The 14,648-nt window shown below is 73.1% G+C and carries 14 protein-coding genes; 6 read left to right on the forward strand and 8 right to left on the reverse strand.

Translation table 11 applies throughout. The annotated features are described in order from the left end of the window. The 4 genes from KBX26_RS16260 (at position 1) to KBX26_RS16275 (ending at position 5,957) form a co-directional block, all read left to right on the forward strand. Positions 1 to 768, forward strand: a complete 768-nt coding sequence (locus KBX26_RS16260; protein ID WP_210865786.1) for a 3-oxoacyl-ACP reductase — start codon at positions 1 to 3, stop codon at positions 766 to 768. 35 nt (positions 769 to 803) lie between these two features. Continuing rightward, positions 804 to 1,508, forward strand: coding sequence for a gamma-glutamyl-gamma-aminobutyrate hydrolase family protein (locus tag KBX26_RS16265; protein WP_307857824.1), 705 nt, complete (start codon positions 804 to 806; stop codon positions 1,506 to 1,508). Between the two features lie 47 nt (positions 1,509 to 1,555). After that, positions 1,556 to 2,107, forward strand: coding sequence for a pyridoxamine 5'-phosphate oxidase family protein (locus tag KBX26_RS16270; RefSeq protein ID WP_030337621.1), 552 nt, complete (start codon positions 1,556 to 1,558; stop codon positions 2,105 to 2,107). 193 nt (positions 2,108 to 2,300) lie between these two features. Next, complete coding sequence (locus KBX26_RS16275; protein ID WP_210865788.1) at positions 2,301 to 5,957, forward strand: SpoIIE family protein phosphatase; 3,657 nt, start codon at positions 2,301 to 2,303, stop codon at positions 5,955 to 5,957. 57 nt (positions 5,958 to 6,014) lie between these two features. Here KBX26_RS16275 and KBX26_RS16280 read toward each other — a convergent pair whose 3' ends face one another. Beyond that, positions 6,015 to 6,329, reverse strand: a complete 315-nt coding sequence (locus KBX26_RS16280) for an STAS domain-containing protein (protein WP_030337619.1) — start codon at positions 6,327 to 6,329, stop codon at positions 6,015 to 6,017. A gap of 95 nt (positions 6,330 to 6,424) precedes the next feature. Here KBX26_RS16280 and map point away from each other — a divergent pair, with 95 nt between their 5' ends. Both map and KBX26_RS16290 read left to right on the forward strand, forming a co-directional pair. Then, the gene (gene map / locus KBX26_RS16285; protein ID WP_030337618.1) at positions 6,425 to 7,282 is read left to right on the forward strand and encodes a type I methionyl aminopeptidase; all 858 of its coding nucleotides are present in this window, start codon (positions 6,425 to 6,427) and stop codon (positions 7,280 to 7,282) included. Between the two features lie 112 nt (positions 7,283 to 7,394). Then, complete coding sequence (locus tag KBX26_RS16290; protein ID WP_030337617.1) at positions 7,395 to 8,108, forward strand: VIT1/CCC1 transporter family protein; 714 nt, start codon at positions 7,395 to 7,397, stop codon at positions 8,106 to 8,108. A 6-nt stretch (positions 8,109 to 8,114) separates the two neighbouring features. Here KBX26_RS16290 and KBX26_RS16295 read toward each other — a convergent pair whose 3' ends face one another. The 7 genes from KBX26_RS16295 to KBX26_RS16325 form a co-directional block, all read right to left on the reverse strand. Then, positions 8,115 to 8,843 carry a hypothetical protein gene (locus KBX26_RS16295; RefSeq protein ID WP_030337616.1) on the reverse strand — a complete coding sequence of 243 codons (729 nt, stop codon included), beginning with the start codon at positions 8,841 to 8,843 and terminating at the stop codon, positions 8,115 to 8,117. Between the two features lie 29 nt (positions 8,844 to 8,872). Then, the gene (locus KBX26_RS16300; protein ID WP_036412576.1) at positions 8,873 to 9,373 is read right to left on the reverse strand and encodes a nitroreductase/quinone reductase family protein; all 501 of its coding nucleotides are present in this window, start codon (positions 9,371 to 9,373) and stop codon (positions 8,873 to 8,875) included. Between the two features lie 73 nt (positions 9,374 to 9,446). Next, the gene (locus KBX26_RS16305; RefSeq protein WP_210865789.1) at positions 9,447 to 12,224 is read right to left on the reverse strand and encodes an ABC transporter permease; all 2,778 of its coding nucleotides are present in this window, start codon (positions 12,222 to 12,224) and stop codon (positions 9,447 to 9,449) included. Continuing rightward, positions 12,221 to 12,955 carry an ABC transporter ATP-binding protein gene (locus KBX26_RS16310; protein WP_030337612.1) on the reverse strand — a complete coding sequence of 245 codons (735 nt, stop codon included), beginning with the start codon at positions 12,953 to 12,955 and terminating at the stop codon, positions 12,221 to 12,223. The genes KBX26_RS16305 and KBX26_RS16310 overlap by 4 nt, the downstream gene beginning before the upstream one ends. 13 nt (positions 12,956 to 12,968) lie before the next feature. Further along, positions 12,969 to 13,571, reverse strand: coding sequence for a PadR family transcriptional regulator (locus KBX26_RS16315; protein WP_030337611.1), 603 nt, complete (start codon positions 13,569 to 13,571; stop codon positions 12,969 to 12,971). A 52-nt stretch (positions 13,572 to 13,623) separates the two neighbouring features. Beyond that, a complete protein-coding gene (locus tag KBX26_RS16320; RefSeq protein WP_030337610.1) occupies positions 13,624 to 14,061 on the reverse strand; it encodes a ferritin-like domain-containing protein in 438 nt (145 codons plus the stop codon). Continuing rightward, positions 14,058 to 14,585: a hypothetical protein gene (locus tag KBX26_RS16325; RefSeq protein ID WP_247680684.1), complete on the reverse strand. Its 528-nt coding sequence runs from the start codon at positions 14,583 to 14,585 to the stop codon at positions 14,058 to 14,060. Before KBX26_RS16325 ends, KBX26_RS16320 begins: the two co-directional genes overlap by 4 nt. Positions 14,586 to 14,648 lie beyond the last annotated feature (63 nt).

A 14,648-nucleotide genomic window follows, 5' to 3' on the forward strand; every position in this document is an offset into this window, starting at 1 on the left:
GTGCAGGGTCGGTTGCAGGACCAGGTGGCAGTGGTCACCGGAGCGGGCAGCGGCATCGGGTTGGCCACCGTGCGACGGTTCGCCGCCGAGGGGGCCCGGGTGGTCTGCGTGGACATCGATACGGACGCCGGCGCGAAGGCCGCGCAGGAGTGCGGCGGCGAGTTCGTGGCCACCGACGTGGCCGACGAGTCGGCGGTACGCGACCTGTTCGACGGGGTGGCCGACCGGCACGGCCGGGTGGACATCGCGTTCAACAACGCCGGCATCTCACCGCCGGACGACGACTCCATCCTGGACACCGGCCTGGACGCCTGGGAGCGGGTGCTGCGGGTCAACACCACGAGCGTCTACCTGTGCTGCAAGTACGCCATTCCGCACATGCGGCGGCAGGGCAAGGGCTCGATCATCAACACCGCGTCGTTCGTGGCGTTGATGGGCGCGGCGACGTCGCAGATCGCGTACACCGCCAGCAAGGGCGGGGTGCTGGCGATGACCCGGGAGCTGGGGGTCCAGTTCGCCCGGGAGGGCATCCGGGTGAACGCGCTCTGCCCCGGCCCGGTCGCCACCCCGTTGCTGCTGGAGCTCTTCGCCGCCGACCCGGAACGGGCCGCCCGCCGGCTGGTGCACGTGCCGATGGGCCGCTTCGGGCAACCGGAGGAGATCGCCGCCGCGGTGGCGTTCCTGGCCAGTGACGACGCCTCGTTCATGACCGCCGCGCAGTTCGTGGTCGACGGTGGCATCACCGGCGCCTACGTGACCCCCCTGTGAGGAGCGCGGGTGTGCGAGCCCCGCAGTCGCGAACGGTGCCAACTCAGCGGAGGCCGCTGATCGGGGTCAGCGCGTACGTCGAGCCGGCCGACTGGGCTGTCTGGCGGGGTGTGCGGGCGGTGCTGGTGCCGGAGGCGTACACCCGGGCGGTGACGGCCGCTGGTGGCCGGGCGGTGGTGCTGCCGCCCGACGACGTGGACGCGGACGTGGTGGGTGTCCTGGACGGGTTGTTGCTGGCCGGTGGCGCGGACGTCGGCCCGGGGCGGTACGGCCAGCCGACCGACCCGCGTACCGAGGACCGGCCGGACCGGGACGCCGGCGAGCTGACGGTGTTGGCCGCCGCGCTCGCCGCCGGGCTGCCGGTGCTGGGCGTGTGCCGGGGGATGCAGTTGCTCGCGGTCGCGTATGGTGGCGCCCTGCACCAGCACCTGCCCGACGTGGTGGGTCACGAGGCGCACCGTCCGGCGCCCGGCGTGTACGGGGCGCACCCGGTGCGGTTCGCGCCGGGGAGCCTGGCCGCGTCGGTGCTGGCGGGGGTCGACCAGGTCAACTCGTACCACCACCAGGCAGTGGCCGATCCGGGCCGGCTCACGGTGACCGGGTGGGCGGGGGACGGGGTGGTCGAGGCGGTGGAGGATCCGGCCCGGCCGTTCGTGCTCGGGGTGCAGTGGCATCCGGAGAACGAGCGGGATCCCCGTCCGATCACGGCGTTGGTGCGGGCGGCTGACCAGCGGGTGTGACTGAGATCGCCCCCGCCGGCCGATGGCGCGGATGGGAGGATCGACGGATGGGCAAGGTCTACCCGGAGATCGACGGTCGTCTGCGTGAGTTCATCGCGGCCCAGCCGCTCTTCTTCGTGGCCACCGCGCCGTCCGGTGCCGAGGGGCACGTCAACGTGTCGCCGAAGGGCATGCGGGGCACGTTCGTGATCCTCGGCCCGCACCGGGTGGCCTACCTCGACTATCACGGCAGCGGCGCGGAGACCATCGCCCACCTGCGGGACAACGGCCGGATCACGCTGATGTTCTGTGCCTTCGACGGCCCGCCGAAGATCGTCCGGTTGCACGGTCGGGGCAGCAGCGTCGCGGTGACCGAGGACGGGTTCGCCGATCGGCTCGCCGAGTTTCCGGCACCGCCGGACGTGCACGCCGTCCGGGCTGTCATCAGTGTCGAGGTGGAGCGGGTCAGTGACTCCTGCGGGTACGCGGTGCCACTGATGGACTTCCGGGCCGAACGTGATCTGTTGCTCACCTCACACTCCCGCCGCAGCACCGACGACCTGGTCGTCTACCGGGCCACCAAGAACGCGGCGAGCATCGACGGCCTGCCCGTCTTCTGACCCGTCAGCGCACTGGGATCACCGCCGTTCGACGCCGTGGTCGTCCGTACTGTCCGGTGCCCGACGGTTCAGGCGTAGCTAACCAGCGTCGCGCGCCCGTGATGCGTTACGTTGCCGGTTCGCTTGGGTACAAGTCGGAGCACGGCGGGGTGAAGATCAACGGCTGAGGGGTACGGCCGGAGCGGGAGGCTGCATGAGCTCGGCCCAGGGGGGCGCGGACATCGGGCATCCCGGCGTGTCCGGTCACGAGATCTCCCCGATGCTGGCTGCCGCCTTCTCGGCCGGTGGCGAGATGGGCGACCGGTTGGCCCGCTTCGACTGGTCCTCCGGCCCGCTGGGTGACCCCGGTCAGTGGCCCCCGGCGCTCACCACCGCGGTCGGGATGATGCTCGCCTCCAGTTCCCCGATCGTGATGTTCTGGGGCGACGAGCAGTTGGCCTTCTACAACGACGCGTACCGGCCGACCATCGGCGCCAAGCATCCGGACGTGATCGGCCAGCCGGCCCGCGCGTACTGGTCGGAGACGTGGGCGGTGCTCGGTCCGCTGCTCGACGGGGTACGGCGCACCGGGCGCTCCTACCGGGGCGAGGACCATCCCTTTCTGCTGGACCGGCACGGCTTCGTCGAGCAGACGTACTTCAACGTCTCGTACGACCCGATCCGGGGTGACGACGGTTCGGTCAGCGGCGTCTACTGCATCGTCAGCGAGACCACCGGGCGGGTGCTCGGTGAGCGCCGGCTGCGGGCGCTCTCCGAGCTGGGTGCCGAGCTGAGCGACATCGGCAGCGCCGTGGAGCTGGGCCGGACCGCCGCCGGGGTGCTCGGCCGGTACCGGGCCGACGTGCCGTTCGCCCTGATCTATCTGGTTGACGAGAGCGACCAGGTCATCCTGGCCGGCAGCACCGGCACCACCCCGCCCGCCGCTGATGTCACCCAGGTGCTGACCCGGTTGATCGCCGATGGTTCGCCCGCCACTGTCGAGGTGGCCGGTCTGCTCGACGCGTCGCCGGTCGACGCCGCCGACCAAGCCCTCGTGCTGCCGCTCACGGCGACCAACCAGACGGTCGGCGCGCTGATCGTCGGTGTGGCCCGCCAGCTGCCGCTCAGCGACGACTACCGCAACTTCTTCGGCCTGGTCGCCGCCCAGATCTCCAAGGCGCTCGGCACCCAGCGGGCGTACGAGGAGGAGCGGGCCCGGGCAGCCGAGCTGGCCGCGTTGGACCGGGCGAAGACCAACTTCTTCGCCAACGTCAGCCATGAGTTCCGCACCCCACTGACCCTGGTGCTCGGCCCGCTGGAGGACATGCTGGCCGACCCGGAGCTGCCCGCTGCCGAGACCGACCGGCTCACCATGATGCACCGCAACGCGCTGCGCCTGCTCAAGCTGGTCAACACCGTGCTGGACTTCTCCCGGCTGGAGTCGGGTCGGCTCGCCGCCCGCTACCAGCCCACCGATCTCGCCGGTTACACCGCCAGGCTGGCCAGCACCTTCCGCTCGGCCACCGACCGGGCCGGGTTGCGACTGGTGGTGGACTGTCCGCCGCTGCCCACTGCGGTCTTCGTCGACCGGGACATGTGGGAGAAGATCGTCCTCAACCTGGTGTCGAACGCTGTCAAGTTCACCTTCGACGGCGAGATCCGGGTGCGGATCCGGGCCGTGCAGGGCGCGGCCCGGCTGGAGGTGACGGACACCGGCATCGGCATCGTGCCGGAGGAGCTGCCGCACGTCTTCGAACGGTTCCACCGGGTGCCGGGGGTGCGGGCACGCACCCACGAGGGCACCGGCATCGGCCTCGCGCTGGTCCGGGAGCTGGTCGAGATGCACGGCGGTGAGGTCGGACTGACCAGTCAGGTCGACGTGGGCAGCACCTTCACGGTGACCGTTCCGTTCGGCTCGGCGCACCTGCCGGCGGAGCGGGTGGTGGCGTTCGACCCGCTGCCCGTCGGTGAGCCCGAGCAGGCCCGACTCTTCGTGGCGGAGACCGCGCTGTGGGCCGGTGTCGCGCCGGCACCCGAGGTCGACCGTCAGCCGGCGACGGCCCTGCCGGCCGGCCGGATCCTGGTCGTCGACGACAACGCCGACCTTCAGGAGCACGTCAGCCGGCTGCTCTCCCCGACCTGGGAGGTGGTCACCGCCAACGACGGGCTCGACGCCCTGCCGATGGCCCGCGAGGGCGGGTTCGACCTGGTGCTCACCGACGTGATGATGCCTCGGCTGGACGGGTTCGGGCTGGTGAGCGCGCTGCGCGCGGACCCGCGTACCCGGTATGTGCCGATCGTGCTGCTCTCCGCCCGAGCCGGCTCCGCGGAGGCCGTCGCCGGCCTCGCCGTCGGCGCCGACGACTACCTCACCAAGCCGTTCTCCGCCCAGGAGCTGATCGCCCGGGTGCGGGCCAACGTGGAACTGGGCCAGCTGCGCGGGCAGATCATCCGCCGGCTCCGGGCGTTGGCCGACGCGGCGGTGGCGGTGAACACCGCCCGATCCACCGCCGACGTGCTCCAGGTCGCCGCCCGGCACGCGTTGAGCCTCGCCGAGGCCGCCCGGGTGGTGGTCACCGCGGCCGAGGCCCGTTTCGAGGCGGACGGCGGCGGCATCACCGCCGCCGACCCGTCCTTCGTGGCCGAGCTGACCGGCACCGCCGGAAGGAAGCTCGGTGAGCTGCAGGTCTGGCGGGCGGACGGCGATGAGGCGCAGGCCGACGACGCGGCGCTGACCCAGCTGGCCCGGCTCGTCGGGGTGCGACTGGAGAACGCCCAGCTCTACGAAGCCGAACACCGGATCGCCACCACCCTGCAGCACAGCCTGCTGCCCCGATCGCTGCCCCAACTGCCCGGCGCGGTCGTGGCCAGCCGCTACCTGCCCGGCAGCGCCGACGTCGAGGTCGGCGGCGACTGGTACGACGCTGTCGCGTTGAACGGCGACGAACTGGTGCTGGTCATCGGGGACGTGGTCGGTAAGGGCGTTCCGGCCGCCGCGGCGATGGGCCAGCTGCGTAACGCGCTGCGGGCGTACGTGCTGGAGGGCTTCGATCCGGGTGAGTCGCTGACCCGGCTCAACCGGCTGGTCGGCTCCACCGAGGGCCGATCCTTCGCGACGGTGGTCTGTCTGATGTTCAACCCCCGCACCGGTCGACTGCGGTACGCGAGCGCCGGTCATCCGTCCCCACTGCTGATTACCGGAGGCGATGTGGCGTTCCTGCACGACCGGGCGCTCGGTCCACCGGTCGGCGCCCTTCCCGGTGCCACGTACGAGTCGGTCGAGGCCGAGTTGCCGGCCGGCAGTCGGCTGCTGCTCTACACCGACGGGCTGATCGAGGACCGTCAGATCGGCATCGACGCCTCACTGGCCCAGCTCCGCGTCGACGCGGCCGCCCCGAGTGAGCACGTGGTGGACCTGATCGACGCGGTGGTCGAGCGGGTCACCGGGCGGCCGCGCCGCGACGACGTCGCCGTCCTCGCCCTGGAGGCGGCGGAGCTGAACCGTTTCGCACTGCGGCTGCCGGCGGACCCGACCCGGCTCAGCGTGCTGCGCAAGCGGTTGGAGGACTTCCTGGTCGCGCACTCCGTCGGCGAGACCGACCTGTTCGACCTGACCGTCGCCGTGTCCGAGGCCGCCGCCAACGCCATCGAGCACCCGATCCACCCCGCCGAGGCCATGATCAGTGTGGAGGTGGCCATCGAGGGTCGGACGGTGACGGCCACGGTGCGCGACAGCGGGCAGTGGCGGGAGTCGACCGGCTCCGGCTTCCGGGGCCGCGGCCTTGCCCTGATCAGAGCGCTCGGCGACCTGTCGGTGCAGCGTACCGATGAGGGCACCGAGGTGACGCTGCGCCGGCAGCTGCAGGACTGACCGCGCGCCCGGCGGCGGCCGGGCACAGTGGGCCGGCGGGAGACTGTGACGCCGACCCTAGGCCGGGTCGAGCCAGCTCTGCTCGCCGAGGCCGGAGATCTCCAGCACGCGACGGACCTGCCGGGACGGACGAACGGTGAGCGCGCCCGGAACCTGCTGGGCGAGCCGGACCAGGGCGTGGATGGCGGCCGAGTCGAAGAAGGTGACAGCGCTCAGGTCGAGAGTGATCTTCCCGGCGGGCTCGCGCAGGGCTGTCTGGAGCATCGTGTCCGCGGTCGCCATGTCGACCTCACCGGCTACCACCACGTAGAGGTGGCCATCGTCGAGTTCGGCGCTGGCGGAGAAGACAGGCGGTGCTTCCCCTTGATCCACGCAGACACCTTGACACAGCCGTCCAGACAGGGCAACAACCCCCACCGGGCGGCCGTGGCGCGGCTCACCGGCGGTCCCGGCGATAGGCTTGCGACATGACCGTCCGCCCGCCGCTGACACCAGGCACGCTCTCCCCGATGCGACCGGTGCCGTCCCAGATCGCCCGACCGGAGTACGTGGGCAAGACGCGCCCGCAACAGTGGCGTGGCTCGCACGTGCAGACGCCGGAGACCATCGAGAAGATGCGGGTCGCCAGCCGGCTCGCCGCCCAGGCCACCCAGCTCGCCGGCGAGCACTGCAAGCCCGGTGTGACCACCGACGAGATCGACAAGGTGGTGCACGAGTTCCTCTGCGACCACGGCGCGTACCCGTCGACGTTGGGCTACAAGGGCTTCCCGAAGTCCTGCTGCACCAGCCTGAACGAGGTCATCTGCCACGGCATTCCGGACTCCACGGTCCTGCAGGACGGCGACATCATCAACGTCGACGTGACCGCGTACATCGGTGGGGTGCACGGTGACACCGACGCCACCTTCTGCGTCGGAGAGGTCAGCGAAGAGGCCCGGCTGCTGGTCGAGCGGACCCACGAGGCGATGATGCGAGGCATCCGCGCGGTCGCCCCGGGCCGCCAGATCAACGTCGTGGGCCGGGTCATCGAGTCGTACGCCAAGCGGTTCGGCTACGGCGTGGTCCGCGACTTCACCGGCCACGGCATCGGCGAGGCATTCCACAGCGGCCTCTATGTGCCGCACTACGACAGCCCGCGTCCCACGGACATCATGGAGCCGGGCATGACGTTCACCATCGAGCCGATGATCACCCTGGGCACCTACCAGTACGACATGTGGGACGACGGGTGGACCGTGGTCACCAAGGACCGGAAGTGGACGGCACAGTTCGAGCACACCATCGTGGTGACCGACGACGGCCACGAGATCCTGACGCTTCCGTGAGCGCGAGGAACGCAGCGCAGCGGAGTCCCGCAGTCGCGAACAGGGCCAGCGCGGTGAGCGCGAGGAACGCAGCGCAGCAGAGTCCCGCAGTCGCGATCGAAGGGCAGGCGCCGTGACCGACACCCCGGCGGCGCTGCGTGAGGCGCACCACGCGGACGTCTCCGGCGGCTGGTTGCGCCCGGCCGTCTTCGGCGCGATGGACGGCCTGGTCACCAACATCGCCCTGATCGCCGGCGTCGGCGGCGGCGGGGTGTCGCCCCGCAGCATCGTGCTCACCGGCACCGCCGGCCTGGTGGCCGGCGCGATCTCGATGGGGCTCGGCGAGTACACCAGCGTGCGCTCCGCCAACGAGCAGGTCGCCGCCGAGGTGGCGAAGGAGCGCCGGGAGTTGGAACGGCACCCCGAGGCGGAGGCCCGGGAGCTGGCCGACGCGTGGGTGGCCCGGGGTCTGCCCCGGGACCTCGCGACCCAGGTCGCCGAGGCGGTGCGGCGCGACCCGGAGGAGGCGCTGCGGGTGCACGTCCGCGAGGAGTTGGGCGTCGACCCCGACGACCAGCCCAGCCCGTGGGCCGCGGCGATCTCGTCGTTCCTGTTCTTCTCGATCGGCGCGCTGGTTCCGCTGTTGCCGTACCTGCTCGGCGCCACCGAACTCTGGCTGACCCTCGCGGTCGGCGGGCTGGGGTTGTTCGTCGCCGGTGCCGTGGTGGCCCGCTTCACCAACCGTCCGTGGTGGACCAGTGGGCTGCGCCAGCTGCTGCTGGGTGCCGCAGCGGCCGGCGCCACCTATCTGATCGGCGCGCTGATCGGTGTGTCGGGCGGGCTGTGACGCGCGTCAGGTGCTGAGCAGCTCGTCGATGGTGCCGTCGACGGCGCGGCCCCGGGCGGCCAGCTCCTCGGCCTGCCGGGCCAGCACCACACCCACCTCGGTCATGTCCGCGCCGGCCAGACCGGTGCGGCGTACCGCGTCACCCGGATCACGGAAGTAGGTGCGACTCAGCAGGCCGGTCACCGTGGCCGCCGCCAACCGGGCCTCACCGAGCATCAGCAGAGCCTGATCGGTCTCGTACCACTCGGCGAGCCGGGCCGCCCGGGAGTGCGCCGCGCTGCCCCGGTACCACGCCTGCCGGGCCGCGGAGCTGAACTCCGCCGGACGGGCCCGGGCCAGCCGGCCCAGATGTTCGTCGCGCAGCGTCCGCAACCAACCCGTCGGATCGTGCAACGCCTGCGTGGTGACGTACCGGTCGGCGGTCAGCGGCCACAGCGGGGTGAGCACCCGGGCCTGGGCCAGGTAGTCGTCGGCGGCAGCCACGGTCAGGTCGACGAGCACCCCGTCCACCCGCCGGGTCGCCGGTGGCGGGCCGGTCCCAGGTCGGTAGGTGACCACCAGCATGCCCGCCTCGCGGTCCCCACCGCCGTCGTCGTCACCGTGCGCCAGTGGCCCGTGCACCGCGATCGCGAGCACGTCGGCCGGGAACCGCCGCTGGACGGCCTCGGCGACCCGCTCCGCGACCGTCCACCGTCGGTCGTCGAGGCCCCGGTCGACACTGGCCTGTTCACTCACGGGTCCGCCTTTCGCTACCGAACGTCAGCCTAGCCAGCCGACGGCGGACCGTCGGGCGCGCCGCGCCCGGTCGGGGCCAGCCGGAAGATGTGGATCTCCCGGTCGCCGGCCCGCTGCACGTACGTCCGGTACGCGGGCCACTCGGTGACCAGCAGCTGCCACAACCGGTCCCGTTCGGCGCCGGTCGCCCGCTCGGCCCGCACCGCGACCCGCCGGCCCTTCACGTCCACCTCGGCGGCGGGATCGGCGAGCAGGTTCATCGCCCAACCGGGGTGGTGCGTCTGCCCCCAGTTGGAGCCGATCACGACGTACGCGTCGCCGTCGGGCACGTAGACGAGCGGATTGCTGCGCGGCTTGCCGGAGCGGCGGCCGGTCGTGGTGATCACCAGGGACGGGATCAGGCCGAGCGCTACCACCCGGCCCCGGGTGAGGCGACCGACCACCCGATCGGCGGGAACCAACAGCCGTGCGGCCGCGCCGAACCAACGATGATGACCGAGCCGACGGGTGACTCTTCCCAGCACTGACACGCCGATCAGTCTGCCGGCTGCCCGGCCCCGACGGCACCCCTGAGCGGTCCCCTTTCGATCGCCGGCGGATCAGTCAGTCCAGCCGCCGCTCGATCGGCAGTCGGGCCCTGGTGAACAGGCCCGCCCCGAGCATCGCCACCACCGGCACCAGCACCAGGATCCCGAGCGCGGGCCACGGCACCAGGAAGGGGTACGGGTCGGACACCGGCCAGTCGGTGGCGTACTGCCGGTTCACCGAGACCAGCACGATAGCGGCGGTGCCGAGGCCGGCCACGATGCCGAGCACCGACCCGAGACCGGCGATGACCCCGGCCTGGCAGATCGCCAGCAGCCGGCGTACCGCCGGGGCCGCGCCGACGGCCGCGAGGGTGGTCAGCTCGGCGCGCCCCTCGGCGGCGGCGAGCGCGGTGGCGATCCCCGCCGCCCCCACGGTGATCAACCCGGCCGCGGCCGCGAGCAGGAGAAGCAACGGTGAGACGTCGCGTGGCGCGCCGCCGTACTCCACCATCAGCGAGAACGTCCCGAAGGGCCGTATGGCGGCGGTGAACCGTGCCTGTTGCTCCTCGTCGGGCGGGGTCGTGGTGCCGATCACCCAGCCGGTCGGAGACCAGGTCAGGTCGAGTTGCCGGGCGGCGGCGGCGGAGAGCAGCAGACGGGGCTGGCCGGTCGCCCGGGGCAGCGCGTACCCCGGAAGGTCGCGGACCGTGATCGGACGGTTTGGCTCGCCCCCCACGTCGCCGACCCGGACGGTCACCAGTCCGTCGTGCAGGTAGCGCGGGTCGGTCACCACCACGCCACCGGCGCGCAGGACGGCCGTGGCGGCGGCGGTCGTCGCCGGGTCCACGCCGGTGAGCAGGGGGAGCGCGGTCCCGTCGTCGACTCCGGTTTCCACGTAGCCGCCGAAGTAGTCCGCCTCGCGGATCTGGCAGCGGGGGTCGGCGCGGGCCTGCTGGCGCTGCGCCGCGGGGAGTTGGACGCCGGGCTGCCAGGGGCAGGCCCGGGTGAGCGGAAGCACTGGTGTGACATCGCAGTAGCCGGTGGGCCCTGCCCCGCAGGTCGGTGTCTGCACCTGGGCGACCGCGCCGACGCCGAACTGGGTGCGGGCCGCGTCGGTGATCTGGGCCAGCGTGGGCTGCCCGGCCGATCCGATCGGGTTGACCATCACGTGGCCGGTCGGCAGCGCCGGCCGGTAGGCGCGCGCGTCGCGGGCGACGTCGCTGGCGAGGTATCCGCCGAGGGCGACGCTGCTGGCGACGGCGGCCATCACGGCGCAGATGGCAGGTGCCGCGGCGGCCCGGTTGCGGCTGGCGTCGCGCAGCGCGATCCGTGGTGCCAGCGGCAACACCCGGCCCAGGCCGGCGAGCGCCCCGAGCAGCGTGGGCGTGCAGCAGACCAGGCCCAACTCGCCGAGAATCAGCCCGGTGAGAACCACCGCCGGGGACGTCTGGGTGGCCCCGAACGCCGCCAGCCCCGCCCCGCCGACCACCAGCGTCAGTCCGAGAACCAACCACCGGCCCTGGGATTTCGCCGGGGTGCGTCGCCCGGCGAGCCCGGCGCTGACGTCCTGCCGGGCGGCGGTCCAGGCCGGCGCCAGCGCGGCGAGCACCCCGGCCAGCACCGCGACACCACCGAGCAGGACCAGCGCGCTCGGCCAGCAGCGGTAGCCACCGAAACGGGCGCTGAAGACGTACTGCTCCATCAGCGGGCGACCGGCGAACGCCGCGCCGACGCCGACCAGCAGGCCGGCAGCGGCCCCCAGCACGCCCAGCACCACACCGTCGGCCAGGACGACCCGGCGGAGTTGGGCGGCGTCCCCACCCGCCACCGCGACCAGCGCCAGATCCCGCCGGCGGCGACGGACGCCGACGGCGAAGGCGGGCCCGACCAGCAGGACGACCTCCAGCAGCCCGAGGCCGGCGATCAGGATGCCGGTGCTCAGGTCGTTGGGGTCGCTTCCCACGATCGACCCGAACCAGGTCCGGTCCGCTCCGGTCGTCGGGGCAATCCAGTGTCGCGCGGTGACCACCACCCCACGGTCGTTGAGCCGGGACACCAGCGCCGCGTCGACGGTGCCCGGCACGTCCGCCAACCAGACACCGTCCGGCTCCGGACCGGTCGACGGCACGGCCCCCGGATGCAGCGCCACCACCGGCCCGAGGTCGTCGGGGAACTCGACCACCCCCACCACTGTGTACGCCCTGCTCCCGTCGGCGGCGGCCACGGCGCGGCCGAGGCGCAGGTCCAGCCGGCGCAGCGCCACCGGACTGACAGCGACCTCACCGGCCTGCTGCGGCGCCCGGCCGGCCCGGAACCGCACCAGCCCACGGGCTAGCGGATCGGCGAGGTCCAGCACCCGACCGTTCACGACCTCGTCGCGGTGCGGGCCGCGCAGTGTCAGCGGAACGCGCTGACGAACCTCGGTGACCCGGCTGCCCGGCCCGAGCAGCTCGGTCAGCTGGGCCGCGGTCACCTTGGCGGGGAGCTCGCCGTCGCGGGTGTACCAGCCCTCACCCCACTCGTCCTGCCCCACCGGGGCGTTGGCGATCCACTGCAGCTGCGCGTCGGCCACGCCGAGGCGGCGGTCGACGCGTTCCTGTGGGGTCAGCTCGGCCATGTCGTAACTGGCGGCCAGGAAGGCCAGCGCCGCGACCGGCATGGCGATCATCGCGAGCACCAGGACGGTCCGCCGTCGGGACCGGCGTGACTCCCGCCGGGCGATCCGCAGCGCCGCCCGCCAGGAGCCGGTCAGCTCGGCGAACCGCCGTCGGCCGACCGGGGCGGGCGGCGCGACCGGCTGCCGTGACGCGCTGTCGGCCCGACCGGGGGCCCGTGGCAGGCGGCGGATGGTCACCGTTCGCTGCCGGACAGCAACTGCTCGACGCTGCCCAGCGGCGCCGTGGTGTCGACGAGGACGCCGTCGCGGAGGAACACCACCCGGTCGGCCCAGCCGGCGTGCCGCGCCTCGTGGGTGACCAGCACTCCGGCGGCACCCGCGTCGATCCGGCGGCGCAGCAGGTGCAGCACCGCCTCACCGGTCTGCGAGTCCAACGCCCCGGTGGGCTCGTCGGCGAGGACCAGCCGGCGTTCGCCCACCAGCGCGCGGGCGATCGCCACCCGCTGCTGCTGCCCGCCGGAGAGTTGGTCCGGGAAGCGGTCGCCCAACGCGGGCAGGCCCACCTCGGTGAGCGCAGTCATGGCCAGTGCGCGGGCCCGACGCCCGCTGGTTCCGTCGAGTTCCAACGGGAGCGCCACGTTCTCCAGCGCGCTGAGGCTGCCCAGCAGGTTGAGCTGCTGGAAGATGTAGCCGATCCGGCGGCGACGCAGCTGGGCCAGCCCGCGGCGGTCCAGTGCCCCCAGCGGTTGCCCCTCGACCCGGACCTCGCCGCCGGTCGGGCGGTCCAACCCACCGGCGAGAGCCAGCAGGGTCGACTTGCCGGAGCCGGAGGGCCCCATCACGGCGACCAGCTCGCCGGGCCGAACGACAAGGCTGACGCCGCGCAGCGCGTGCACCGCCGCCGGCCCGGTGCCGTGGGTGCGGTGGACGGCGCGTAGCTCCAGCACCGCGTCGTCCGCCCCGCTCACCGTCGTGCCCCGGTCACCGTCGTGCCTCCTCGCCAGCCCATCGAGCAGCGTCCCGCGCGTCGGCGTCACCGGGCGGGGGAGCGGGAGGCGCCGGGCCGCTGGGCTGGTGCCGGACCAGACTGGTCTCGCAGTGGTCCAGCCAGCGCACCTCGGCCTCGGCCTGGAACACCATCGAGTCCAGTACGAGGCGCCAGGGGAGGTCCTCCGGCCGGTTGCTGCCGTACTTCAACCGGGTCAACTCCTGCAGGGCCCGCATCGTCGCGCTGCGCTGGGCCTGCACCACCGAGCGGACGTCGACCCCGGGCGTGGTCAGCGCCAACGCCAGCTTGATCGCCAGCTCGTCGCGGGGTCGGTCGGTGCGGCTGATCGGGGTGGCGAACCACAGCGCCAGGTCCGCGCGGCCGGCGTCGGTGATCTCGTACGGGCGCTGCCCGGCCTCGCTCTCCGGCAGCGGGCGTACCAGACCGTCCCGCTCCAGCCGGGACAGCGTGGTGTAGACCTGCCCGATGTTCAGCGGCCAGGTCGAGCCGGTCGACTCCTCGAACGCGGCGCGCAGCTGGTAGCCGTACATCTGGCCGCGTTCGAGCAGGGCGAGCAACCCGTGACGGATGGACATGGCAACGGAGTATGCATACCTGGTATGCGTACTGCAACCGGAGCGGACCGGTTCAGGTCGGTCGTCCGGGAAACGGGACAGTCAGCGGGGTCAGCCCGGCCGTCTTCCGCCACCGGGTGGCCCGCACGGCGTACTCGACCAGGGCGGCCAGTGCCTGGTCCCGATCGGCGCCGGTGGTGGACGCCAGGGCGGCCCGCCAGTGCGCGGCGGTGCGCTCCTCCACCTCGGCGGCGAGCCGCAGGGCGCTGGCCCGGTCGGTGACGGGGAACGGCAGCGCGTAACCGGCGCGGTCCGGCGGGACGACGCCACCGGCCGTGGTGAGCTGCACCACCAGCGCGTCGCGTCGGCGGCGGTGCGCCGCCTCCGCCTGGCGTGCCGCGTCCCGCGCCGCTCCGCTGAGCCGGACGCCGATCCGTCCGTAGGCGTAGATGGCCGCGTACTCGGCGGACAGTGCGGAGGCGAGCGCCTCCCCGGCGGACGGCTGCCTCACTTCAGTGCCTCCTGGTGGGTGGCCCGGGCGGCGACGATCGACCCGAGCAGTGCGGCCCGTTCCGCGGGCGCCGCCGCGCAGGCCGCGGTGGCGGACTGCTGGGCGGTCTTCTCCAGCGCCCGCAGGGCAGCCCGCGCGCCGTTCGGGTCGGCCGCCGGGGCGGTGCTCGGGGCGGCGGAGGCCGCCGACGGCAGCGTCACGCCGATCACCCGGGCCAGCTCGGTGGCGTGCGCGGTGTGCGTCTCGGCGATCGGGTTGAGCCGGTCGGCCAGCTCGGGATGCGCTGTCGCGCTCGCCCGGTACGCGGCGGCCAGCGCGAGTGACTCGTCCACCATCGGCCGCAGCGGGTCGGGCGGTGGCGTCGGCTCATCGTCACGGTCGAAAAGATCACAGCCGGTCAGCGGCGTCACGGTGCCACCGAGCACCAGCAGCACCCCGGCGCTCAGGAGCTTTCGCCGGGAATGTCCGGATGTTTGGTCGCGCTGTGTCGTTCTGCCGATCCCCACCGGCCAAGTCAACACCATGCGTGCCCGTCCAGGGGGCACCGGCGTCGGTGCGCCGCCCGGTCCGCCGCCGGGCAGGCGCGT

The sequence above is a fragment of the Micromonospora sp. C97 genome, assembly GCF_018070385.1.
GTDB lineage: Bacteria > Actinomycetota > Actinomycetes > Mycobacteriales > Micromonosporaceae > Micromonospora > Micromonospora parva.